Source organism: Streptomyces sp. NPDC051452 (assembly GCF_044454765.1).
Taxonomy (GTDB): Bacteria; Actinomycetota; Actinomycetes; order Streptomycetales; family Streptomycetaceae; genus Streptomyces.
The window spans coordinates 178,515-201,342 of the sequence record NZ_JBITEB010000001.1 but is presented as its reverse complement, the minus strand read 5'-3'; the positions used below and the strand labels follow the sequence as shown (position 1 = coordinate 201,342).

Annotated in this window: 21 protein-coding genes, 3 pseudogenes and 1 riboswitch; of the genes and pseudogenes, 11 read left to right on the top strand and 13 right to left on the bottom strand. The window is 71.9% G+C overall.

What is annotated here, in order from left to right:
• Positions 1–30: 30 nt before the first annotated feature.
• Together ACIBA9_RS00885 and ACIBA9_RS00880 are read left to right on the top strand one after the other, a co-directional pair.
• The gene (locus tag ACIBA9_RS00885) at positions 31–855 is read left to right on the top strand and encodes a DUF1684 domain-containing protein (RefSeq protein WP_399359224.1); all 825 of its coding nucleotides are present in this window, start codon (positions 31–33) and stop codon (positions 853–855) included.
• Positions 856–902: 47 nt separating this feature from the next.
• Positions 903–1,943 (top strand): LLM class flavin-dependent oxidoreductase, encoded by a 1,041-nt coding sequence (locus ACIBA9_RS00880; protein ID WP_399359223.1) that lies wholly within the window; start codon positions 903–905, stop codon positions 1,941–1,943.
• Between the two features lie 63 nt (positions 1,944–2,006).
• Here the strand turns inward: ACIBA9_RS00880 and ACIBA9_RS00875 are convergent, their stop codons facing one another.
• The 5 genes and pseudogenes from ACIBA9_RS00875 to ACIBA9_RS00855 all read right to left on the bottom strand — a co-directional run.
• Positions 2,007–2,396 (bottom strand): (2Fe-2S) ferredoxin domain-containing protein, encoded by a 390-nt coding sequence (locus ACIBA9_RS00875; protein WP_399359222.1) that lies wholly within the window; start codon positions 2,394–2,396, stop codon positions 2,007–2,009.
• Positions 2,389–3,198 carry an ABC transporter ATP-binding protein gene (locus ACIBA9_RS00870; protein ID WP_399359221.1) on the bottom strand — a complete coding sequence of 270 codons (810 nt, stop codon included), beginning with the start codon at positions 3,196–3,198 and terminating at the stop codon, positions 2,389–2,391. Before ACIBA9_RS00870 ends, ACIBA9_RS00875 begins: the two co-directional genes overlap by 8 nt.
• Positions 3,195–4,208, bottom strand: coding sequence for an iron chelate uptake ABC transporter family permease subunit (locus ACIBA9_RS00865; protein WP_399359220.1), 1,014 nt, complete (start codon positions 4,206–4,208; stop codon positions 3,195–3,197). Before ACIBA9_RS00865 ends, ACIBA9_RS00870 begins: the two co-directional genes overlap by 4 nt.
• Complete coding sequence (locus tag ACIBA9_RS00860; RefSeq protein WP_399359219.1) at positions 4,205–5,254, bottom strand: ABC transporter substrate-binding protein; 1,050 nt, start codon at positions 5,252–5,254, stop codon at positions 4,205–4,207. Before ACIBA9_RS00860 ends, ACIBA9_RS00865 begins: the two co-directional genes overlap by 4 nt.
• 54 nt (positions 5,255–5,308) lie before the next feature.
• A riboswitch (cobalamin riboswitch) is annotated at positions 5,309–5,487 on the bottom strand.
• Between the two features lie 14 nt (positions 5,488–5,501).
• A pseudogene (locus tag ACIBA9_RS00855) lies at positions 5,502–5,822 on the bottom strand (short-chain fatty acyl-CoA regulator family protein); the annotation flags it as partial.
• Between ACIBA9_RS00855 and ACIBA9_RS00850 the strand changes: the two are divergent.
• Positions 5,812–5,922, top strand: a pseudogene (locus ACIBA9_RS00850) (hypothetical protein); the annotation flags it as partial. The pseudogenes ACIBA9_RS00855 and ACIBA9_RS00850 overlap by 11 nt on opposite strands.
• 80 nt (positions 5,923–6,002) lie before the next feature.
• On the opposite strand, the gene ACIBA9_RS00845 reads toward ACIBA9_RS00850, so the two are convergent.
• Complete coding sequence (locus tag ACIBA9_RS00845) at positions 6,003–6,740, bottom strand: flavodoxin family protein (RefSeq protein ID WP_399359218.1); 738 nt, start codon at positions 6,738–6,740, stop codon at positions 6,003–6,005.
• 176 nt (positions 6,741–6,916) lie between these two features.
• On the opposite strand from ACIBA9_RS00845, the gene ACIBA9_RS00840 reads away from it, so the two are divergent.
• A complete protein-coding gene (locus ACIBA9_RS00840) occupies positions 6,917–8,608 on the top strand; it encodes an acetolactate synthase large subunit (protein ID WP_399359217.1) in 1,692 nt (563 codons plus the stop codon).
• A 110-nt stretch (positions 8,609–8,718) separates the two neighbouring features.
• Here the strand turns inward: ACIBA9_RS00840 and ACIBA9_RS00835 are convergent, their stop codons facing one another.
• The gene (locus ACIBA9_RS00835; protein WP_399359216.1) at positions 8,719–10,077 is read right to left on the bottom strand and encodes a beta-1,3-glucanase family protein; all 1,359 of its coding nucleotides are present in this window, start codon (positions 10,075–10,077) and stop codon (positions 8,719–8,721) included.
• A 397-nt stretch (positions 10,078–10,474) separates the two neighbouring features.
• Here ACIBA9_RS00835 and ACIBA9_RS00830 point away from each other — a divergent pair, with 397 nt between their 5' ends.
• Positions 10,475–10,918: a septal ring lytic transglycosylase RlpA family protein gene (locus ACIBA9_RS00830; protein ID WP_399359215.1), complete on the top strand. Its 444-nt coding sequence runs from the start codon at positions 10,475–10,477 to the stop codon at positions 10,916–10,918.
• Positions 10,919–10,978: 60 nt separating this feature from the next.
• Here the strand turns inward: ACIBA9_RS00830 and ACIBA9_RS00825 are convergent, their stop codons facing one another.
• Entirely contained in the window at positions 10,979–12,370 is a 1,392-nt protein-coding gene (locus ACIBA9_RS00825; protein WP_399359214.1) for an APC family permease, read from the bottom strand.
• A 54-nt stretch (positions 12,371–12,424) separates the two neighbouring features.
• On the bottom strand, positions 12,425–13,294 hold the full coding sequence (locus tag ACIBA9_RS00820) for a carbon-nitrogen hydrolase family protein (RefSeq protein ID WP_399359213.1): 870 nt from the start codon (positions 13,292–13,294) through the stop codon (positions 12,425–12,427).
• A gap of 94 nt (positions 13,295–13,388) precedes the next feature.
• On the opposite strand from ACIBA9_RS00820, the gene ACIBA9_RS00815 reads away from it, so the two are divergent.
• On the top strand, positions 13,389–14,159 hold the full coding sequence (locus ACIBA9_RS00815; RefSeq protein ID WP_399359212.1) for a FadR/GntR family transcriptional regulator: 771 nt from the start codon (positions 13,389–13,391) through the stop codon (positions 14,157–14,159).
• A gap of 176 nt (positions 14,160–14,335) precedes the next feature.
• On the opposite strand, the gene ACIBA9_RS00810 is transcribed toward ACIBA9_RS00815, so the two are convergent.
• The 4 genes and pseudogenes from ACIBA9_RS00810 to ACIBA9_RS00795 form a co-directional block, all read right to left on the bottom strand.
• A complete protein-coding gene (locus tag ACIBA9_RS00810) occupies positions 14,336–14,578 on the bottom strand; it encodes a DUF5302 domain-containing protein (RefSeq protein ID WP_399359211.1) in 243 nt (80 codons plus the stop codon).
• A 170-nt stretch (positions 14,579–14,748) separates the two neighbouring features.
• Positions 14,749–17,045 (bottom strand): annotated as a pseudogene (locus ACIBA9_RS00805) (heavy metal translocating P-type ATPase).
• On the bottom strand, positions 17,045–17,308 hold the full coding sequence (locus tag ACIBA9_RS00800; protein ID WP_399359210.1) for a hypothetical protein: 264 nt from the start codon (positions 17,306–17,308) through the stop codon (positions 17,045–17,047). Before ACIBA9_RS00800 ends, ACIBA9_RS00805 begins: the two are co-directional and overlap by 1 nt.
• 359 nt (positions 17,309–17,667) lie before the next feature.
• Positions 17,668–17,907 (bottom strand): chaplin, encoded by a 240-nt coding sequence (locus tag ACIBA9_RS00795; protein ID WP_399359209.1) that lies wholly within the window; start codon positions 17,905–17,907, stop codon positions 17,668–17,670.
• A 414-nt stretch (positions 17,908–18,321) separates the two neighbouring features.
• Here ACIBA9_RS00795 and ACIBA9_RS00790 point away from each other — a divergent pair, with 414 nt between their 5' ends.
• The 5 genes from ACIBA9_RS00790 (at position 18,322) to ACIBA9_RS00770 (ending at position 22,423) form a co-directional block, all read left to right on the top strand.
• A complete protein-coding gene (locus ACIBA9_RS00790) occupies positions 18,322–19,161 on the top strand; it encodes an SDR family NAD(P)-dependent oxidoreductase (protein WP_399359208.1) in 840 nt (279 codons plus the stop codon).
• Between the two features lie 168 nt (positions 19,162–19,329).
• On the top strand, positions 19,330–20,427 hold the full coding sequence (locus tag ACIBA9_RS00785; protein ID WP_399359207.1) for a glutamate--cysteine ligase: 1,098 nt from the start codon (positions 19,330–19,332) through the stop codon (positions 20,425–20,427).
• 124 nt (positions 20,428–20,551) lie between these two features.
• The gene (locus ACIBA9_RS00780; RefSeq protein ID WP_399359980.1) at positions 20,552–20,908 is read left to right on the top strand and encodes a hypothetical protein; all 357 of its coding nucleotides are present in this window, start codon (positions 20,552–20,554) and stop codon (positions 20,906–20,908) included.
• A gap of 148 nt (positions 20,909–21,056) precedes the next feature.
• On the top strand, positions 21,057–21,641 hold the full coding sequence (locus ACIBA9_RS00775) for a sigma-70 family RNA polymerase sigma factor (RefSeq protein ID WP_399359206.1): 585 nt from the start codon (positions 21,057–21,059) through the stop codon (positions 21,639–21,641).
• Complete coding sequence (locus ACIBA9_RS00770; RefSeq protein ID WP_399359205.1) at positions 21,638–22,423, top strand: anti-sigma factor domain-containing protein; 786 nt, start codon at positions 21,638–21,640, stop codon at positions 22,421–22,423. Before ACIBA9_RS00775 ends, ACIBA9_RS00770 begins: the two co-directional genes overlap by 4 nt.
• The last annotated feature ends 405 nt before the right edge of the window (positions 22,424–22,828 follow it).

Genomic DNA, 22,828 nt, shown 5'->3' with positions numbered 1-22,828 from the left:
CACCAAGCCGATGCGAGCGAGGGAGCCCGCATGACCGTTCGTGACACCACCGCAGACCTGTCCGCCTTCACCCACGACTGGCAGGAATGGCACACCAGGCAGGAGGCAGGACTCGCCGCCCCGCACGGGTTCCTCGCGATCACCGGGCGGCACTGGCTGGGTGAGGAGCCGCAGCGTATCCCGGACGCTCCGGGCGCCTGGTCGACCGGGGCCGACGGGGTCGTCGTCAACCTCGACGACGGTGAGGAACTGGTCGTGGACGGCGCCCCCGTCCGCGGCGAGCACCGCTTCGGGGTGCTCCCGGAGCGCGGCGGAGTCAACGCGCTCTGGGGCGACGCTGTGATCGAGGTGGCCAAGCGCGGCGGACACGACATCGTCCGTCCCCGGCACCCGGACAACCCCTTGCGTACCGCCTTCACCGGCACGCCCGCCTATGCCCCGCATCCACGCTGGGCGGTGACCGGCCGCTACACGGCCTTCGACGAGCCACGACCGACGACCGTGGGCGCGGCGGTCGAGGGCCTCGAGCACGTGTACGACGCGCCGGGCCGGGTCGAGTTCGAACTGGACGGACGGCCCCTGATCCTCACCGCGTTCCCCGGACACAGCCCGGGCAGTCTGCTGGTGCTGTTCACCGACGCGACGTCCGGGGTCACCACCTACGCCGCCAACCGGGCCATCGTCTGCCCCCCGCCCGCCGCCGACGGCACGGTCGTCCTGGACTTCAACCGGGCGGCGAACCTGCCGTGCGCCTACACCGATCTGGCCACCTGCCCGCTACCGCCGGCCGAGAACCGGCTGCCCGTGGCGATCGAGGCCGGGCAGAAGATCCCACGTGAGCGAAGCGGCTCCTGAATGCCTTGCGCCACCGAGAAGACCACGTCGAAGAGGGCGGACACCGCATGGGCAACCCCACGATCAGCTCGCTGGCCTTTCTCACCCCGGGAAACTTCGCCGATGACGACCCGTACACCGGCCTGGAGGAAACCCTGCAGCTGTTCGAGTACGGCGAACGACTCGGCTTCGACGGTGCCTGGATCCGGCAACGCCATCTCGAACACGGTGTCGGCTCGGCCGCGGTGTTCCTCGCCGCCGCCGGCCAGCGCACCAAGCGGGTGGAACTGGGGACCGCGGTCATCCCGATCGGGTACGAGAACCCGTTCCGCCTCGCCGAGGACCTGGCGCTCGCCGACGTACTGTCCCGCGGCCGCCTGCAGGTCGGCTTCAGCACCGGCATGCCGCACGCCGAACTCCTCGGCGACCTGGTCCACGACGGGGACTGGCACGACTTCGACCTGTCGTACGGCAGGATCGCCCGTGTCATCGACCACCTGCGCGGCGACTATCTCGGCGGCCCCGACACGGTCATCCGGTCGCCCGGCAACACCCAGCGGCCGCGCCTGCAGCCGCACGACCCCGGCCTGGTGGACCGGGTCTGGTACGGCGGGGGAAGTCTGCGCTCGATCCGCTGGGCCGCCGAGCACGGCCTGAACCTGCTCAGCGGCAACATCGTGACGGGCGAGGGCACCGACGACTTCACCACGGCGCAGCTCGCCCTGCTCTCCGAACACCGGCGGTTGATCATCAGCGACCGCTCGCCACGGGTGGCGTTGGGACGGGTGATCGTGCCGTTCGACAGCGCGGACGCGACGACCCGGGCCCGCTACCGTGCGTACGCGGCCGGTCGGCACGCACGCACCCTGGCGCCGCAGGGCCCGAAGCGGACCCTGTTCGCCCCGGACGTGGTGGGAACCGCGGACCAGATCCTGGAGCAGCTGACCGCTGATCCCGTCGTCGCGGCCGTCTCGGAGCTGCGCCTGGAGCTGCCGTACGAGTTCGAACGGGCCGACTACGAGCAGATCCTGCACGACGTACGGCACTCGATCGCGCCCGAGCTGGGCTGGCGGCCCGACTCCGCGGTGCTGCACGAGGCGGGCCGATGAGCCCCGAGGGGCGGGAGTCGCCGCGCGGCCGGACACCCGGGAGCCGTCCGGCCGCACTCGTACTCATCGCGCCCTGCGGGGCGCGGTGAAGACGTAGAGGTCGAGGATGTCGGGGCATGGGGCGACTCCGGGGCCACCCGCCTTCACCCAGCCGACGACGTCCTCGGTGGCGTCCGGGTCGTTGACGAGTCCGAGCCAGACCGGGCGCGCGCCGGTGGCACGTGCGGCTGCGGAGGGCTGGACGACGATCACATTCGCGTGCTCGCAGACGTCGAGGCAGTCGGAGACCCGTACAGGTACCTCCTCGGCAAGGCGCGCGAGTTGCCGGTCGTGATCCACACCCGTGACTTTCGGGGTTCCGCAGCAGCAGTCCCGGCACACGACGACGCGGCACGGTGTCGGCTCGGCGGATGTGAACTCCCTGCCGGCTGCTTCAGGACGCTGTTCAGGCATCGCTCGCCACACTCCTGTTCGGGGGATATACGTACCAGGCGGCCGGGCGCAGAAAGCGGATCACCGGGTAGCCGGGGTCGTGGGTGACCTCGGCACGGACGCCGTAGACCTGCTCGATGAGGGTGGGCGTCAGGACCTCGGCCGGAGTGCCCTCCGCGACGGCGCGTCCCTCGCGCAGGACGAGCAGGCGGTCGCAGTACATCGCGGCGAGGTTCAGGTCGTGCAGGGCGATCACCGTGGTGACCGGCAGGCTCGCGACGAGTGCCAGCAGGTCGAGCTGGTGCTGGACGTCGAGGTGGTTGGTGGGTTCGTCGAGGAGGAGTTCGCGGGGTGCCTGGGCGAGCGCACGGGCGATCTGGGTGCGCTGGCGTTCGCCGCCGGAGAGGGTGTGCCAGGACTGGCCGGCCCGGTCGGTCAGGCCGGTGCGGGCCAGGGCTTCGGCGACGGCCTCGGCGTCGGCCGCCGTGGCCGGTGTCCAGGCGCGGCGGTGCGGGATGCGGCCGAGGGTGACGACGTCGTGAACGGTCAGTTCGGTCTGGGTGTCGGCGTGCTGCTCCACCGTGGCGATTCGGCGGGCGGTGGCACGGCGGCCGAGATCGGTAAGGGGACGTCCGTCCAGGGTGACGACGCCGACGGTGGGGGCGAGGACTCCGGCCAGCAGCCTCAACAGCGTCGACTTTCCCGAGCCGTTGGGGCCGAGGAGGCCGACGGTCTCGCCGTGGCTCAGAGTGAGGGTGACGCCGTCGACGACGACCTTGTCGCCGAGGCGTCGTACGACGCGGTCCGCGTGCAGGCTGGTCATGTCCTTCTCCGTCCGCGGTAGAGCACGGCCAGGAACGCCGGCACGCCGATGAGGGACGTCACCACGCCCACCGGGACCTCCTGGGGGTCGAGGACCGTACGGGCGAGGGTGTCCACCCACACCAGGAAGACGGCCCCGGTCAGCGCGGTGACCGGCAGCAGGCGGGCGTGGCCGGAGCCGGTGAGGACGCGGGTGGCGTGGGGGAGGACCAGGCCGACGAAGCCGATCGCGCCGGCGCAGCTGACCAGGACGGCCGTGAGCAGTGCGGTCACGGACAGGAGGACCAGGCGGGTACGGGCGACGTGGACTCCGAGTCCGGCGGCTGCCTCCTCACCGAAGGCGAACGCGTCGAGCGTACGGGCGTACCCGAGGCAGGCGACGAGGACCACGGCCAGGACGACCGCGCAGAGCAGTACCTGCCCCCAGTCGGCCCCGGTGAGCGAGCCGAGCAGCCAGAACAGGACGCCCCGGGTGGTCTCGGCGTCCGCGGAGGTCAGGACGGTGAACGAGGTCAGCGCGGAGAACAGCTGCATGATCGCCACTCCCGACAGCACGACCCGGTCGGTGCCGCCGCCGAGGGTGTGGCTGAGCAACAGCACCAGGGCGAAGGAGAGCAGCGCGCCGAGGAAGGCGCCCGCCGACAGGGAGATCACGCCGCCACCCACGCCCAGCACGACCACGGCGACCGCTCCCGTGGACGCGCCGGAGGACACGCCGAGCACGAAGGGGTCGGCGAGCGGATTGCGCAGCAGGGACTGCATCACCGCCCCGCACACGGCGAGCCCGGCACCGCACACGGCGGCGAGCAGCGTGCGCGGCATCCGCAGGTTCCACACGATGCCGTCCCGCAGCGGCGCCAACGTGGCTTCGCCGAGGCCGAGATGGGCCGCGACGGACGCCCAGACGTCTCCCGTGGAGATGTCGGCGGGACCGATCGTCACAGCCACGGCGATCGACGCGAGCAGCGCGGCGACTCCGCTGCCCGTCAACAGCCAAGCGCGCACGCTCACTTGGCGAGCCCGAAGTCGCGCAGACCGGCTGCGACCTCCTCGATCCCCTCGATGGTGCGGATGGACGGGTTCATCGCTTGTCCGCTCAGCAGGACGTACCGCTTCTTCCGCACGGCGGTCAGGTTGCGGGTGGCGGGGTTGGTCTCCAGGAAGCGGATCTTGGCTGCGGCGGTCTCCGCGGTCTGCTGCTTGCGGGTCAGGTCGCCGAGCACGATCACATCGGGGTCGCGGTCGGCGACCGTCTCCCAGCTGATCTGGGGCCATTCGTCGTGGGTGTCGGCGAAGACGTTCTTCGCGCCGACCGCACGGGTGATGGCGCCCGGTGCGCCGCAGCAGCCGGCGAGGTAGGGCGACTGGGAGTTGGCGAACCAGTACATGAGCGAGACGTCGGTGGCGTCGAGCCCGGCGGTGGCCGTGCCGACCCGCTTCTTCAGGGATGCGACCAGCTTCTCGCCCCGCGCCTCCACGCCGAACGCCCGTGCCAGGTCACGTATCTCGCCGTACACGGCATCGAGGGTGAACGGCTCGCCGCGCGATCCGTCGCCGCCACTGTCGTTGTCCTTGCCCGAGCAGTCGGACGGCGAGACATACGTGGGCACGCCCAGCTTCTCGAACTGCGCGCGGGTGGCGACCCCGCCCTTGCCCAGGGTGGAGACGAACGAGGCGGTGACGAGGTCGGGTTCGGCGTCCAGGACCTTCTCGAAGGAGGGCGCGTTGTCGGCGAGGCGCGGCACGGACGTGTTCGCCTTCGCAAGGCCCTTCATCACCGGGTCGGTCCAAGTGGCCGTACCGGCCATGCGGTCGGCGAGGCCGAGGGAGAGCAGGATCTCGGTGGTGCCCTGGTTGAGGGACACGGCCCGCTTCGGCGCCGCTGTCAGGGTGACCTTCCGGCCGCAGTTGTCGAGGGTCACCGGGTATCCGGCGGCAGCGGTCCTCGCCGGCTTCGCGTCGTCGGCATCGGAGGAGCCGCAGGCGGTGAGCAGCAGGGAAGACGCGAGGAGAAACGCCGGAGTGCGGACAAGGGCGGGGGTGCGGAGCACGGGCATGCCTCTGGGGTCGGGGCTCGTACGCGGAGCCTGGCCTACGGACGTCCCTCCACGCCGAAGCGCGGAGGTGCCAGCAGGTCTTCGGACTCGGGTTCGTCCGGACGGGACGCCTTCCCGGTCTCCCAGTGGCGTTGCGTGCCCCGCCCGTCCCCCTCACCGCTGCGCGTCAGTTCCGGGTTCGCACCGGATTCCCTGGCCTCGGATGTGGCTCGACTGGCCCGCTGAGGCTATCAAGTCCGTCGTACGGTCAGATCGTGCGTTCGGTCACGGGGTACGGCACGAACGTGCTGGTGTTCTGGTCGATCCGCAGCGGCCGGCCGAGGGGCGGTGCGCTCCGCTGGGGGCGGTCGAGGCGTTCACAGACGCGGCAGCCCATGCCGATGGGGGTGGCGTCGGAAGGGTCGGTGAGGTCCAGGCCGTCGGCGTAGACGAGGCGGTGGGCGTGGCGGATCTCGCGGCCCAGGCCGATGGCGAACGTCTTGCCAGGCTCGCCCCAGTCTCCGCGGTGCCGGGTGATCGCGCGGGCCGTCCACGGGTAGCGCTGTCCGTCGGGCATCTCGGCGACCTCACGCCCGGTCAAAGGCGCGCTCACCGGCCCGGTAACCATGCTCGCCTGGTCCTTCGTCCGCGACGAGCCGGCCCTGCGCGAGACGCTGCCGCTACGGGCCTGCCCCTTGGGGCCCGGTGTCCGGCGCTGGACCGGCTGGGCGGGGCCGACGGCCGGCCGCCGGCTTTCCCCGGCGTCACGTCACCGGTGTTCGGGGTTCTCGAAGTCCCGGCGGCATCCGGCGTCCCACGCGGCGCGCTGGTTGCCGTAGGCGGGGATGCCGCCCAGGTCCTTCAGCGCCCGGGCCAGGTGCAGCAGGTTCCAGGTCATGAAGGTGGTGTTGCGGTTGGTGAAGTCGTTCTCCGGGCCGCCCGATCCCGGATCGAGGTACGAGGGGCCCGGGCCCGCCTCCCCGATCCATCCGGCGTCCGCCTGGGGAGGGATGGTGTATCCCAGGTGCTGAAGGCTGTAGAGGACGTTCATGGCGCAGTGCTTGACGCCGTCCTCGTTGCCGGTGATCAGGCAACCGCCGACGCGGCCGTAATAGGCGTACTGACCGGCGTCGTTCAGGAGGCTGGAGCAGGCGTAGAGTCGTTCGATCACCTGCTTCGTCACGGAGCTGTTGTCGCCCAGCCAGATGGGGCCGGCCAGCACCAGGATGTCGGCCGCCAGGACCTGCTGGTAGAGGTCCGGCCAGGCGTCCCTCTCCCAGCCGTGTTCCCTCATGTCGGGCCACACACCGGTCGCGATGTCGTGGTCCACCGCCCGTACGACGTCGACGTGCACGCCCTGTGCGTCCATGATGGCGGTGCTGCGGTCGATGAGTCCCTGGGTGTTGCTCGTTTCCGGTGAGCGTTTGAGGGTGCAGTTGATCACCAAGGCCCGCAGGTCGTCGTACCGGGCCGGCGGCACGTCGGTGTCGGGCGACGAAGTGGTCACAAGGGCCTCCCGGATTCTGCCGCCGCTCTGTGTGTGGCGGCTCGTTCCCACTTGGCCAGCGTGCGGTCCGACCGCGGAGGCCGCCACCACAACGCCTCCAAACGGCCACGGAGGTCCACACCCCGGTCGGCGGCGGACGAGTGGCCCGGGCACGCGGGTGTACCTACGTTCGCCTCATGAGCACCGAAGGCGCGACCGAGTCGCGGAACACGGCAGCATCGGACGACGTCGCACATCTGCTGGTGCGCTGTCTGCGAGCCGAAGGCGTCGAGTACGTCTTCGGGATCCCCGGCGAGGAGAACATCCGCTTCGTCGACGCTCTGAGCGGCTCCGGAATCCGGTACGTCCTGGTGCGCCACGAGCAGGCCGCCTCGTTCATGGCGGAGATCTACGGACGGCTGACCGGCCGGGCCGGGGTGTGTTCGGCCACGCTGGGTCCCGGCGCGATCAACCTGCTGCTCGGCACCGCCGATGCCATGACCAACAGCGCACCGATGGTGGCCCTTGCCGCCCAGGGCTCGCTGCGCCGCACCCACAAGGAGTCACATCAGGTCATCGACCTGGTGTCGATGTTCGCCCCCGTCACCCAGTGGGCGGCCCGCGTGGAGTGTCCTGACGCGGTGCCGGAGATGACGCGCAAGGCTTTCAAGATCGCGCAGAGCGAGCGCCCCGGGGCCGTGTTCCTGGCCGTGCCCGAGGACATCGAAGCGGAGCGGCCTGAGGGGCGGCTGGCACCTCTGCAGATCGACACCGTGCACGCCGACGCGCCGTCACTCACGCAGATCGCGCGGGCGGTCGAAGTGCTCACGACGGCTCGGCGTCCTGTCGTGCTGGCCGGCCATGGCGCCACGAGGGCCCAGGCCTCGGCCGCTCTCGTACGGTTCGCCGAGCGGTTGAACGTCCCGGTGGCGACCACCTTCCACGGCAAGGGCGTCTTCCCCGACGACCACCCGAACGCCCTCGGCGCGGTCGGCTTCATGCGTCACGATTACGGCAACTTCGGCTTCGACACCGCCGACGTGGTCATCTGCGTCGGCTACGAGATCCAGGAGTTCGATCCCGCCAAGATCAACCCCGACGGCGACAAGCGCATCGTGCACGTGCACCGCTTCCCTTCCGAGGTGGACGCACATTACCCGGTCGCGGTGGGCATCGAGGGTGACCTGTCACAGGCGCTGGACGCACTCGCCTCGGCACTGCCCGAAGGGTTCACCTACGACTCGGAAAGCAGCGTGAAGATCCGTACGCTGCTCGACGACGAACTCGCCTACGGACGTGACAACGACGCGTTCCCGCTGGTGCCCCAGCGTGTGGTGAGCGATGTCCGGACCGCCCTGGACCGTCACGACATCGTGCTCGCCGACACCGGAGCGGGCAAGATGTGGATGTCCCGCCTCTACCCCACCTACGAACCGGACACCTGCCTGGTCTCCAACGGTCTGTCCACCATGGGCTTCGCACTGCCGGGTGCCATCGCCGCCAAACTGGCCCGGCCCGACCGGCGCGTCCTGGCCATGATGGGCGACGGTTCCTTTCTGATGAATTCCCAGGAACTCGAGACCGCCGTCCGTGAACGCATCCCCCTGGTCGTCCTCGTCCTGGTGGACGAGGAATACGGACTGATCACCTGGAAGATGGAACTCGAACTGGGCCGCCACAGCCACACCCGGTTCACCAACCCGGACCTGGTCGCCTACGCCGAAAGCTTCGGAGCGCACGGCTACCGGGTCGAGTCCGCCGACCAGCTGCTGCCCGTGCTGCGCCGTGCCCTCGACGACGAAGGAGTCTCCGTGATCGCCTGCCCCGTCGACTACACCGAGAACCTGCGCCTGACCGACCGGCTCGGCAGCCTCGGCGGACCGTTCTGACCCGCCGGCCCAGGTTCTCGACACCACATGTCGGACACGGGCTCCGCGGGGCCGGCGACACCTTCCGGTGTGCCGGCCCCGCGCGGTCAACCCTCGGCGGTCCTCGGCTCTTACCAGCCGACGGCGACCAGCAGCCACTGCGGGTTGCCGTGGGAGATGAATGAGGACTGACCCGCCACGTCGTCGTAGGGGAAGCCGTAGGCGAGGTGGTTGATGGCGTTGTCGTGCCAGAACCTGGCGTAGTAGTTGGCCGGCGCCGCCTTGTAGTACTGGCTCGGGTCGCCCTGCTGGGAGGCGGGCAGCGTGGCCACGTGACGGTTGAGGGCCGCGCACATGTCCGGGTTGCCGGCCAGGGAGGCGGCGCAGCCGAAGATGTCGGACGTGGCCGCGTTCACGCCGACGGACTGGGCGTAGGAGGTGAAGTAGCCGGCGTTGGCCCCGCCCGCGCGGAAGCTCGGGTCACTGCCGGGGGCGATGATGCGATACGGGGCCTGGGTCTGGGCCAGTACCTTGAACTCGGGCGGGACCGCGTCGGTGAAGCGCTGGAAGGTGGTGGCGCGGTCCTCGGCGAAGGTCTGCCGGTTCTCGCCGACCTCGACGTCGTAGCCGTCCTTGGCGTGCAGCCGCATGGCGAGCTTGAGGCCGAAGGCGTCGACGCGTGTGGTGTTGCCGTTGAAGACGTTGTCGCCGACGGTGAACTCGATGAAGTCGTAGTAGGGGCCGTTGGGCGAGCCCAGGTAGAAGTACATGCGGCCCGCGGAGTTCGCCGGCATGTCGAGGTAGGGCTGTTCGGCGATGGAGTGCGTCTGGCCGTTGAAGCTCCAGTAGACCTGGCTGTCCGGGTACTTGCCGTTGGTGCGGTTGAGGATCTTCACCTCTACGGCGTTCCGAGCGGGCGGGATGTCGCTGGTGCCGCCCCAGAAGTCGTCCGGCGGAGTGGTGCCGCCGCCGGGGCCGTAGACCTGGAACTCCCAGAGGGAGTAGCCGTATTGGGTGGCCCGCGCGGTCCCGTAGAGGCGCACGTATCGGCCGCTGCCGGTGACGGCCGGATTCTGGGTACCGCCCGTGGCGCTGGTGGTGGAGTAGACCGTCGTCCAGTTGGCCCCGTCGGTGGAGGTCTGTATCTGGTAGGACTTGGCGTAGGCCGCCTCCCAGGTGAGGGTGACCCGGGTGATCTGCTGGACGGATCCGAGGTCCACCTGGAGCCATTGGGGATCGGCGAAGGCCGAGGACCAGCGGGTGCCGGGATTGCCGTCTACAGCTGCGGTCGCGGGGAAGGACACGTTCTCGGTGGAGGACGCGGTGGCGGGCCGCCCTTGGGAGAGCAACTGGTCGGCGGCCCGTGCGGGCGACGGTGTCAGGGCGAGGAAGCAGGCCGCGAGCATAGCGACGACCAGGACCAGAGCCGTGCGGGAGCGTGCCACGTGGGCTGCCGGTCTGCGCGTGAGCGCATTGAAGGAAGTCTGCATGGGGGTCTCCGGATGCCGGGTGGGGCGGGCGTGGGGCTGGAGGAACAGCAGGCGTGAGAGCGCTCTCGGGGTTTGTACTGCCGCCTCCGCCCGGCGTCAACAACTGAACGCGAAACCAATGGAGTTCAGGAGCGACGGGAACGGCATGCCCGCCTCCGCGACGACGGAGTCACGCGACAGCGCCGCGCGATCTCTTCGGGACCCGTTCGATTGGCCGATCACAAGCCCTCTTCACCGTTCACACCTTGACGCGTTTGGTGCGGACCTTCTAGGTTCCCGCCGACCAGGCTTCATGAACTCGCCGTACTTCCAGCGCAGTTGGCGCGAAGTCGTGTCGCCTCCGAGTCACGTTGCTCCCGAAGTTCCCGAGGCTCCCGAAAGGCTGTGATCGTCACCCATGGCCGGACACTCCCCCACTCGTTTCACCGCGTCACGGTGCGGCCTCGTCGTGGCCGCGCTCGCGCTCTCGGCCTGTCTTCCGACGGCCTCCACCGCACTGGCCGCACCCCGGCAGGCGGGCGACCAGTGCTGGGCCACGCACTACGGGCCCCAGCCGCCTGGCGCGCTCACCGCCGACGGGGAACTCTTCGACAACAACGCCGACACCGCCGCGACTTCCCTCGGCCGCCGGCCTCAGCTGCCGTTCGGCACCCGCGTTCAGGTCGGCAATGTCGCCAACGGCAGGTCACTGGTCGTACGCGTCAACGACCGGGGCACCTTCGTCCAGACGCCCCAGGAACCCAAGTGCCTCGACCTGACCGATGGAGCCTTCGCGCGGCTCGGGGGAAGCCTCGACCCTGACGCCGGTCACATCGTCGTCACGCAGCGGGTTCTGAACTGAGAGCGCCGTTCACCGCCCTCGGCATCGGCCCCGGCGGCGATCCGTACCGCCGATCGGGCCTCACTTCGTGCTCTGCAGAGGCGCGGTGTCCTGGACGTCCTCCGGTGCGGTCTCCGTGAACGACATCTCCGGCGGCGGGATGCGGAACATCCGGGTCAGATACGCCAGGTACGCCACTCCCAGGCCGAGCCAGATCAGGCCCAGGGTGAGCGCCCTGCCGTCGAGGTGGTACAGCAGGTAGAGGTCGACGAGCGCGCCGATCGCGGGGGCGAGGACGTACGACAGGGGGTTCAGGACCTCACCGGCGCGGCGGCGCCGCACATACGTGGCCAGCACGGAGACGTTGACGAAGGTGAAAGCGGTGAACGCGCCGAAGTTGATGAAGGACGTCGAGGCGGCGACGTCCAGGCGCAGGGCGATCAGGCCGACCGCGCCGGTCAGCAGGATGTTGAGCGCGGGGGTGCGGTAGCGCTCGTGGAGGCGGGCGAAGACCTTACGCGGCAGGGCGCCGTCGCGGCCCATCGCGTACAGCAGGCGTGAGGTGCTCGCCTGCGCGGCGATGCCGGAGGCGAACTGCGCGACCACGAGCCCGGCCAGGAACACCGAGGAGAACAGGTCGCCGCCGATGGTCTTCGCGATCTCGAAAGCGGCGGAGCTGGGATCGTGGAAGACGCTGCCGGGATGGGCGAGCTGGGTCGTATAGGCGACCAGGACGAAGATGCCGCCGCCGATCAGCGCGGTCAGCAGGATGGCACGCGGCATGGTGCGCTTCGGGTCGACCGTCTCCTCCGTCAGCGTGGTGACCGCGTCGAAGCCGAGGAAGGAGTACGCGGCGATGGCCGCACCCGCCGAGATCCCGGCGGCGGTCGTCGCGCCGTTGGCGAAGGGTGTGGCGCTCACCAGCGCACCGGCGCCGCCCGTGTGGAGGACGTGGCGCACCGAGAGGACCACGAAGATGCCGATGACCAGCACCTGGAAGATCATGAGCAGGTCGTTGACGCGCTCGGCGGTCTTGATGCCCCGGATGTTCAGCACGGTGGTGACGGCGACGAAGCCGATGATCCAGATCCAGTGCGGCACACCGGGGAACCGCGCCTGGAGGTAGGCGCCGCCGATCAGCCAGATAACCATCGGGAGGAAGAAGTAGTCGAGCAGGGTCGCCCAGCCGACGAGGAAGCCGAGCCGCCCGTCGATCGCCTTGCGGACGTAGGTGTAGGCCGAACCGGCGACGGGGTACGCGGCAGCCATCTTTCCGTAGCTGTGGGCCGTGAACAGCATCGCGACCAAGGCGAGCAGGTACGCCGTCGGGACCGCGCCGCCGGTACCGGCGGCGACCACGCCGAAGGTGCCCAGCACGATCAGCGGGGTCATGTAGGCGAGACCGAACAGGACGACGGCTCTGAGGGTGAGGGTGCGCGCGAGTGCGGGCGCGCCGGGGGCGTCGTTGGCCATGGAGGGGCTCCGGGGACGTACGGGCGGGGACGGAGAAGGCCGAGAGCCGAGGTGTCAGGCTCCCGGGCGCCAGGTGCGCGGGTCGATGCGGCCGCCGTACAGCGGCAGCTCGATGGGGGCGTCGGTATCCGTGAACTGGTCCCACATGCGGTTCACTCCTGCGGTGCCGTACGTCCGGACGCGGGTCACGTCGTCCAGGTCGATCACGTCGGTGAGGATGGTGCCGCCGTCGCCGGGCGCCTCGGCCCGGATCCGGCCCTCGGGGTCGACGACCAGGCTGTGGCCGGTGCCCACGGGGCCCGCGGTGTTCACGCTGACCACATACACCTGGTTGACGATGGCGTTGGCGCGGGCCAGGACGACCTCCTGCGCGCGGTCGGCGGTCGTCGTCATCACCGGGTTGACGATCGCCTCGGCGCCCTGCCAGGCCAGGTGGCGGGCGACCTCCGGGAACCAGGCGTCGTAGCAGATCGCGAAGCCGATCCGCCCCGCCTCCGGGACGTCGAAGACCACGAACCGGTCGCCGGGATCGTAGGGCTCGCTCGGCCGCCAGGGGAACACCTTGCGGTACCAGGCCGCCAGACGCCCCTGCGGGGAGAAGGCCAGGGCGGTGTTGAACAGCTCCCCGGCCGGGCCGCGCTCGCACACCGAGCCCGGCAGCAGCCAGATGCCCAGGTCTCCGGCCAGCGCGGCCAGCTCCTTGACCCGTGGGCCGTCCAGGGGCTCGGCGATCTCCCGCAGCCGCTCGTGTGCCTGGTCGCCGGGAGCGTCGACGCCGCACAGGTGCAGCTCGGGGAAGACCGCCATCCGGGTCTGCGGGAAGCGGGCCAGGATGCTCTCCGCCTCAGCCGCGAAGCCGGCGAGCGGGGTGTGCGCGGGCCGCGGGGGGAGCTGGGCGAGAGCCAGGGGCAGGGGGCGGGACATGGATGCGAAACTAGTTCAGGATGAGCAGTTAAACAAGAGTGCTCAAGATGAGCATTTTTCTGCGATGGTCGGCGGAGCTGGTTAGGGTGACGCCATGCCCGGCAGTGACAACGCCTCGACCACCGGCCTCACGGCCCCCGAACTCAGTGGTGTGCGCAGGCTGTCCGCCCTGGAAGCCGTCCGGGCCCGGATCGCCCTCGCCGTCGATCTGGGCCTGCTGACCCCCGGCGACCGCCTGCCCGGCACCCCCCAGATCGCCCAGGCCCTGGACGTCGGCGAGATCACTGTCCGTCGCGCCCTGGTCTCCCTGTGCGGCGACGGCGTTCTTGAGCGCCGCCGCGGGCGCGGCGGCGGCACGCTGGTCGCCGCGCACCCCACCCCCAAGGCCGTCCTCACCACGGACGCCTACCGCACGGCCGGCGACGCCGTGCGTCGGCTGATCGACCACCGGCTCGCCCTGGAATGCGGCATCGCCCACCTGGCGGCGGTGCGGGCCTGCGACGAGGACCTGTCCGAGCTGGAGGAACTCGTCGAGGAGATGGATCGCGCGCCCAGCTGGGCCGAGTTCCACAGCTGCGACGAGCGCTTCCACCTCCGGCTCGCCGAGGGGACCGGCATCTCCTCGATATCCGCCCCCTACGGCGCGGTCCTGCGCGAGCTCTACCGCTACTACCTGCCCTACCCCATGGACGCGCTGCGCGCTTCCAACCGCGAGCACCGCGACCTCCTCGACGCCCTGCGTCGCCGGGACACCGCCGCGGCCGGGGAGGCCGCCCGGCACCATGTGGAAGCGCTGCACCAGACCATGTTCGTCGGCCTGCTCAGCGCGTCCCGCGAGGCCGGAACCGCCACCGCGGGCGACTGAGGTCGCCATCGGGCCATGCGCTCCGCCGGCATGCGCCACACAGGCGAGAGCACCCGGTCACGCCTCCCCCGCGACGCGCGCAGGGGTGCGTGCACGTCGCGGGTCACCGCACGGAGGGCGCGAGCGGGTGGCGCTCAGGGTGCCGGTCGAGCGGCCGGACCGCGGGGCCGATCGGCTCAGCCGCCGCTCTTGCGCCTGAACGACCGCTGGCTGGAGGCGGGGCCGTGCGCCGCACGCACCTTCGACGCGTCGGAGTTGGCGGCGACATCGGCGGCGTCCGCCTGCGCACCGCGCTTGCGCGCCAGGGCTTCGCGGAACTTGCGCTTGAGGTCGTAGTTGCCGTCGCTGTCCGGCGCCAGCGGGGACGACTCGGGGTCGGCGGGCTCCGAACCTTCCGTGGATACGGGCTCTGCGGTCATGGTGACCTCCTGGGTTCGGGGGTGGGCACGCACAGCTTGTCATGCCGGGCGCACCGCGGGGCGCCCGGGCCGAGCCAAGGCACTGTCCGCCACGGCTCGGCGTGCATCGACCTCGCCCGCGAACCGCCCGACCGCACGTGGCGCCGGAGTCCGACCGTTTCGGGGGCGGATCACGACGCCGGCGACGGCCGCCAGGCGCGCAACCGCAGGCTGTTGGCCACCACCAGCACGGAGCTGGCCGACATGGCGGCCGCGGCCACCATGGGGTTCAGCAGCCCGACCATCGCGAGCGGCACGGTGACCACGTTGTACCCGAACGCCCATACGAGGTTGGCGCGGATCGTGCCGAGCGTGCGCCGGGCGAGCCGGACGGCGTCACCGAGCGCGTCGATGTCCCCGCGCACGAGCGTCAGGTCGGCCGCGCCGATGGCCACGTCCGTACCGCTGCCCATGGCGATGCCCAGATCGGCGGCGGCCAGCGCGGCGGCGTCGTTCACACCGTCCCCGACGACCGCGACCCGGCCTCCGTCGCCCTGGAGTCGCCGTACCAGGGCGGTCTTGTCCTGCGGAGTGCAGCGGGCGTACACCTCGTCGATGCCGAGTGCGTCGGCCACGGCCCTGGCGGGTGCCTCGTGGTCGCCGGTGGCGAGCACCGGGCGGATGCCGAGGCGCCGCGGAGCCGGCGCACGGCACGGTGGCTGCCGGGGCGTACGACGTCCCCGACCGCGATCAGTGCCTGGGCGACCCCGTCCACCCGGACGAGCACCGGGGTGTGGGCCGCGCTCTCCGCCGTGGCCAGGGCGTCCGCCAGCACGTCCGGCAACGCGTCGTCGGGTACCAGGACTTCCACCGTGTGCCCCTCGACCCGGCCACGGACGCCATGCCCCGGTGTCGCCGCGAAGTCGTGCACCCCGGGCAGCGGTTCGTGGGCCGAAGCGCGCCGGGCGTGTGCGGTGATGGCCCGCCCGAGCGGGTGTTCCGAACCCTGCTCCAGGGCACCGGCCAGACGCAGTACCGCCGACTCCCCCAGGCCGCCCGGAGCGGCGGTGACCCGTGCGACGCTCATGTGACCGCTGGTCAGCGTGCCCGTCTTGTCCAGGACGACCGTGTCGACGTGCCGGAGCGCCTCCAGCGCCCGCGGACCGCTGACCAGCACCCCGAGTTGGGCCCCGCGTCCGGTGGCGGCCATCAGCGCGGTGGGCGTGGCGAGGCCGAGCGCACACGGACAGGCGACGACGAGTACGGCCACGCTCGCGGTGATCGCGGCCTGCGGGGCGGCCCCGGCACCGAGCCAGAAGCCGAGCACCGTCACGGCGATGGTCAGCACGACGGGCACGAACACCCCGGCGACGGCGTCGGCGAGCCGCTGGGCCCGCGCCTTGCCCGCCTGGGTCTCGGTCACCAGCCGCGTGATGCGGGCCAGTTGGGTGTCGGCGCCGACCGCGGTGGCGCGGACCAGCAGGAGCCCGCCCACGTTGACGGCCCCGCCGACCAGCGCCGAACCGGGCCCCACCTCGACGGGTTCGCTCTCGCCGGTGACCAGGGACAGATCCGCCGCGGAACTGCCCTCGACCACCTGACCGTCGGTGGCGACCCGCTCACCGGGACGCACGACGAAGACCTGTCCGACCCTCAACCTCGCGATCGGTACCGCGTGTTCGCCGTGTTCGTCGCGCACGGACACGTTCTTGGCCCCGAGTTCGGCCAGTGTTCGCAGGGCGGTCCCGGTCCCTCGCCTGGCCCGTGCCTCGAGGAAGCGTCCGGTCAGCACGAACAGCGGGACACCGGCCGCGGCTTCCAGGTAGACGTGTGCGGCACCGTCCGACGCGGACGGCAGCAGGCCGGGCGGCATCCGCATACCGGGGTCGCCCGCTCCCCCGAAGAACAGCGCGTAGGCCGACCAGGCGAAGGAGGCCATGACGCCGAGCGAGACGAGCGTGTCCATGGTGGCCATGGAGTGGCGCAGGCCGCGTGCCGCCCTGGTGTGGAAGGGCCAGGCGCTCCATAGCGCGACCGGGGCGGTGAGCGTGAAGCAGAGCCACTGCCAGTTTCGGAACTGCAGGTCCGGCACCATCGACAGCACCAGCACCGGGACGGCGAGCACTGCCGTGACGGCCAGCCGCTCGCGTTCCCGCCGGGCCGCCGTCTTTGACCCGTCCCGCTCGGCCACCGGCTCGTCCGCTGCCTCCGCTGCCTCCGCTGCCTTCGCTGCCTTCGCTGCCTCCACCGTGGGGGGTTCGGGCGTCGTCGCCGCGTATCCGGCCTGTTCGACGGCGGCGACGAGGTCGTCCGGCGCCATACCCGCCGGATGACGGACACGGGCGAGCCCCGTGGCCAGATTGACGGTCGCGGTGACCCCGTCGAGCCTGGCGAGCTTCTTCTCCACCCGCCGCACACAGGCGGCGCAGGTCATACCGCCCACCGTGAGATCCGTGACCACGAGCGGCGCCGGCGGCTCGGCTTCCATCACTCACCGCCCGCGTGCATGCCGGGCATGTCCTCCGGGTCCCCGCCGCTCGTGCGGCCTCCGCTGCCGCCGCCGGTGTCACCATCGTGAACGGTGCCGGTGCCGTGCAGGCCGGGCGCCATCGGGCCGGCGGCCGAGCCCACGGCGTAGGACACCCCGAAGGCCAGCGCCAGCAGCAGCAGGAAGCCGCAGAGGGCGGGCGGGGGCGTCGGCCTGCGGAAGACCCGGCCCGCGCTGCGGGACGAGTGTCGGGGCTCGGCCATGCTCGGCCTTCCTGGTCGCGTCGAACCGTCGTACGCCGGGAAGCCGCCCCGGCCGTACCGCGGTAGGAGTCGGACGGATCGGGCGCCGAGTTCCGACGGCGACTCAGGCTGCGGCCACATGGGTGCCTCGAGGACCAGCCGTCCGTCAGACAGCACCGGTCGAGGGCCGGGGCGGCCGTCGACCGGTGGAACGGAGTCGGTGCTCCGCCGACGCGTTCCCGTGCGTGAGCGTGGCGGCCGGGGAGGGAGGATGGCCGGCCGCCACGCTCACATGGACACACGGAGGCCGAGCGGACCGCGTTCAGCGGAGCGGACCGCGTTCAGCGTGTCCGTCGGACCGGTTCGGCGTGTCCGTCGGGTCAGTCGTTGACGCAGGTGTTGCCGAACGCCGGGTTCAGCAGGCCGATGACGTCGATGGTGTTGCCGCACACGTTGACGGGGACGTGGATCGGCACCTGGATGACGTTGCCGGAGACCACACCGGGAGAGTTCACGGCAGCGCCCTGGGCACCGGAGTCCGCGGCCGCGAGGCCCGCTCCGCCCATGACGACGGCACCGGCAGCGGCGGCAACCGCAAGTGTCTTCTTCATGACGATCATGACTCACTTTCTTTGCAGCACATAAGGGATGCGGGTTCTGCCCGAGGCAGGACCCGGGCGCCGTCCCGACGGGAAGGAGCACCACCCGCCCGGGACGACTGTGCTGCTCAACGCGCCTGCCCACCTCACGGACACGGCCCGTCCCCCAACTGCCCCACGAGGGCGTACGCCTGACCGACGGAACACGGGCGCCACCAGGGCTTGGGTCCGGCCGCCGCCGGGCGGCCGGCCGAGGCGGTCGGGCGCCGAGGCGGTCGGGCCGCCGGAACGGCCGGGGCCGTGGGGCGACGGCCACGCGCACCCGCCGCGGTCCGGTGTTTCGCCCGCCCGCCGGCGGGCCACCCGGTAGCGATCACATGAGGGCTCGCGGCAGGGGCACCGGACGGCGGGCCCGGGGACGAGAGGACGCGGCGCATGGGATCGGACGAGACACCCGGCACGGCGGTGGTGACCGGGGCTTCCTCGGGCATCGGCGCGGAATACGCCGTGCGGCTGGCCGGACGTGGCCGGGACCTGGTGCTGGTCGCCCGGCGGGGCGAGCGGCTGGCCGCCCTCGCGAAGCGGCTGCGCGACAGCGCCGGGGTGCGGGTGGAGACGGTGGCGGCGGACCTCGCCCGGGCCGACGACCTGGCCCGGGTCGCGGAGCGGGTCGCGGCCGATGACGTGGGCCTGCTGGTGAACAACGCCGGGATCAACGGTTACGGACCGTTTCCCGAGGTCGATCCCGCGCTGCTGGGCAAGGTGCTCGACGTGAACGTGGTCGCCCCCACCGTGCTCACCCGGGCCGCCGTGCCCGCGATGGTGGCGCGCGGTCGGGGCGCGGTGATCAACGTCGCCTCGCTGCTGGCGTTCGCCGGTTCCCTGCCGCCCGGGCCGCTGCCGCATCGGGCCGTGTACGCGGGTACCAAGGGCTATCTGGTGACGTTCACCAGGACGCTGGCGGCCGAGCTGGCCGGCACGGGGGTGCGCGTCCAGGTCGTCTGTCCGGGGCTGACCGAGACGGAGTTCCATCTCGGCGCGGGCGAGGCTCCGGTGGCCGGCGAGCCGAGGGTGCACGACGACGGCGGGATGCCACCGGTCGACGTGGTGGCCGCCTCCCTCGCCGGTCTTGAGGCCGGGGAGACGGTGTGCGTGCCCGGTCTCGCGGACGCCTCCGCCGTGGCCCGGCTGGCTGCCGCGGAACTTCACCTGCGCGACGGTTCCGGTGCGCGCATGGCATCCCGGTATCGGTCCGGCGAGGGCGCGGAGGGCTGATCGCAGAGCGCGACGCGTTTGAAATGGGCGGATGTGCGGCACTTGTCTGCCGCCCCCTCGGACAGGAGGAGGCGGCGCCCGGTGCGGCGCCGGTGCGGCGCGTGACGTGTCGGATACGGGTCGCACCCTCGCGCCTCGGGGGTGTCCGGCGGGCTGCGGAGGCTGTGCATGACGACGACCGTCGGTGTGGAAGAGGAGTACCTGCTGGTCGACGCGGCCACCGGCCGACTGGGCGCGTACGGCGAGAAGGTGCGGGCGGCGGCCGGTGTGGCACCGTTCGCCGCGGCCACGGAGATCCAGCTGGAGCTGCTCCAGGCGCAGGTCGAGGTGGCCACCCCGGTCTGCGGCACCCTGGCGGAGGTCGGCGGGAACCTGCTGCGGCTGCGGCACGCCGTGGCCGAGGCGGCGCAGACCTACGGCTGCCGGATCATGGCCGCCGGCACCGCTCCCATGGCGCTCGACAGCCCCGTCCCGGTCACGGACAAGGCCCGTTACCGGGCCATGCGCAGGCAGGCGCCGCAGTTGGTGGCCGAGCAGCTGGTCAACGGCATGCACGTGCACGTCGGTGTGCCCAGTCGGCGGGTCGGTGTCGAGGTGCTGAACCGGCTGCGGCCGTGGCTGCCCACGCTGACCGCCATGGGCGCCAACTCCCCGCTGTGGGAGGGGCACGACACCGGTTTCGCCAGCTGGCGCACAGTCGTCTTCGGCCGCTGGCCGGTCAGCGGAGTGCCGCCCCGGTTCGCCGACGACACGGATTACGACGTGCGGGCACGCCGCCTGCTGGGCACGGGGGTGATCTCGGACATCGGCCAGCTGTACTGGCAGGCCCGGCTGTGCGAGCGCTATCCCACGGTGGAGGTCCGCTGTCTGGACGTGCAGTCGCGCGCCGATGACGCCGTGCTGTTCGCCGGTCTGGTGCGCGGGCTCGTGGACACCGCGATGCGGGAGGCCGCCGCCGGCCGTCCGGCGCCGGACTCGAGCCCTGAACTCCTCGACGCGGCGATGTGGCAGGCCGCCCGGCACGGACTGGGCCAGGACCTGATCGATCCGGACGGCCGGCGCCGCCGTGCCGGAGATGTGGTGTCCCATCTCCTCGAACACGTCGGTCCCGCGCTGGCGGAAGCCGGCGACGCGCGTGAGGTCGCCGCGCTGGTGCATCGCCTGCTGCGCCACGGCACGGGCGCGGACCGGCAACGCCAGACCTTTCTCGACAGCGGTCCCGACGCCGTCGTCACCATGATCACCGACACCACGATGATGCCGTGACGGGCGGGCGGCCCTCGCCCTTCCGGCGGTGAAGACGCGTCATGACAGGCCGGGCGGGGTATCACGGCCGTCACGGGGTATCACGACTTCGAGGCGATCCGTCGAAGGAGGTTCGAAGGCCGTGATGCTGTCCCATGTGTTCGAACGGGGCGTCCTGGTCGTCACGGTGCACGAGGACCCCGGCATCAGTGGCCGGGCCCTTCTCCTGACGCGGATCGGTGAACTCGTCGAGGCCCACCGGCAGGCGCATGTGGTCGTCGTCCTCGACGAGCCGGCCGCGGTGGCGACGACGGTCAGTGTCGTCCTGCGCGTCCATCACCTCTGCCGCGACCTCGGTGTTCTCCTGCACGTGGCCACCGGCAGCGCCGCCGCCCGCCGGGTCCTGGAGGCCAACGCCGACACCCACGGTGACCCTCTGGGGGTCCACGCGGACGTGGACACCGCCGTCGCCGCCGCCTCGGCGTTCACCGCCGCCGCCTGACCCCGTTTCCCACGGTAGGACTCCGGCGTTTTCCGGTCCGGGCGGAGGGTGCGACTGCCCCCGTCCTGCCGACGGACCAATCCGCGTGCCGCGCGGCCACGGATCACCCGAGGGTGCTCCGTCGCACCGCGCCTAGAGGAGACTTGTCGTGAGGGAAGCCGTACACATCGGCGGAAAACCGTCGTCGGGGCCCGATCTGCAGCAACTGCTGCACGAGGTGGCCCTGGGCGACCAGGAGGCGTTCGCCGTGGTCTACGACGCGGTGGCCGGGTCCGTACTGGGGGTCGCCAGGGCGGTGCTGCGCGACCAGGCGCAGTCGGAGGAAGTGGCGCAGGACGTGCTGGTGGAGGTGTGGCGCACCGCGCCGCGCTACCGTCCCGACCGTGGCAGCGCCCTCAACTGGATCCTCACCCTCGCCCACCGGCGCGCGGTGGACCGGGTCCGGTCGGTGGAGGCCGCCGCGGCCCGTGACACCAAGGCCGCCCTGCTGGAACGGACACCGGAGTACGACGAGGTGACCGAGCAGGTGGAGACCCGGCTGGAGCAGCAGCAGGTACGGCGTTGTCTGCGCACCCTGACCGAACTCCAGCGCCAGTCCGTCACGCTCGCCTACTACCGCGGCCTGACGTACCGGGAGGTCGCCGAGACGTTGGCGCTGCCGCTGGGCACGGTCAAGACGCGGCTGCGCGACGGGCTCATCCGGCTGCGTGACTGCCTGGGGGTGACCGCGTGACCACGGCCGAACGGCACGATCTGACGGGCGCCTACGCGCTACAGGCCCTGGAGGACGACGAACGGGCCGCCTTCGAGCGGCATTTGGCGCGGTGCGAGGCGTGTGGGCAGGAGGTCGCCGAGTTCACGGCCACCGCCGCGCGGCTGGCGCTGGCCTGCTCGGTGCCGGCCCGGCCCGCCCTGCGCGAGCGGGTCCTCGACCGCATCACCGGCGTGCGCCAGGTGGCGCCTGTCGTCGCGCCCGTACGGCGGGCCCGTGGCCGGTCGCCGTGGGGCGGTGGGCCCTCCGGTCGGGCGGGCTGGTCGCCGCGGGGCGGTGGAGCCGCCCGTTGGGCGCTGGCCGCCAGTGTGGCCGCCGCGCTGTTCGGCGGTGTCGCGGTGTGGCAGTACGAGCGCGCCCAGGACGCCCGGGAGCAGGTGGCGCGGGCGCGGCGGGGCGGGGACGACCTGGCCGGTGTGCTGGCCGCGCCGGACGCCAGGTCGCGTTCCGCGCGGGTGGCCGGCGGCACCGCGACCGTGGTGGTCTCGGCGGCCCGGGACCGGGCCGTCTTCCTCGCCTCGCGAATGGACCCGCCACCGCGCGGCAAGGTGTACCAGCTCTGGTTCGCCGACGGCGGGACGATGCGGTCGGCCGGGCTCGTGGACCCCGGCCGGGGCAGCCAGGCGGTGCTCATGTCGGGCGAGGTCGGCGAGGCCTCCGGCGTCGGGGTCACCGTGGAGCCGGCCGGAGGCTCCCGGCGGCCGACGTCCGCCCCGCTGGCCCTGCTCGCCGTGCCTTCCTGAACGGCTCAGGGACTTCGGCATCGCCCGGAACTAGGGCGATACCACCATCACCCGGACCGGAGAGGTCGACGGCGCGCCGCAACGCGGGGTCGGCGAGGCGCCGGGTGGCGTCGCAGTGCCGTGGGCGCCGGGCGGGCGCCGCGCGCGCGGGCCGTGAAGCCCTCGGGGAATCGGTGGAGCGCGCCCGACTTCTCGTGGGGTCGGCGGGGGCCGACGGTGCCGGCTCAGTTACGGCCTGGCCCGGTGCCCGGCGCCACCGCCGCCTCCGGTGACCCCGCCCCTCCACCTGCGAGCTGCCCACCCCGGCCCCACGGGCGGGCGATCGCCTTCCCGGCCCGCCGGAAGGCGATCAGCCGCCCGGGCGGGGACACTGGAGCGGGAGGGGCACGGGAGCAGGGGCGATGC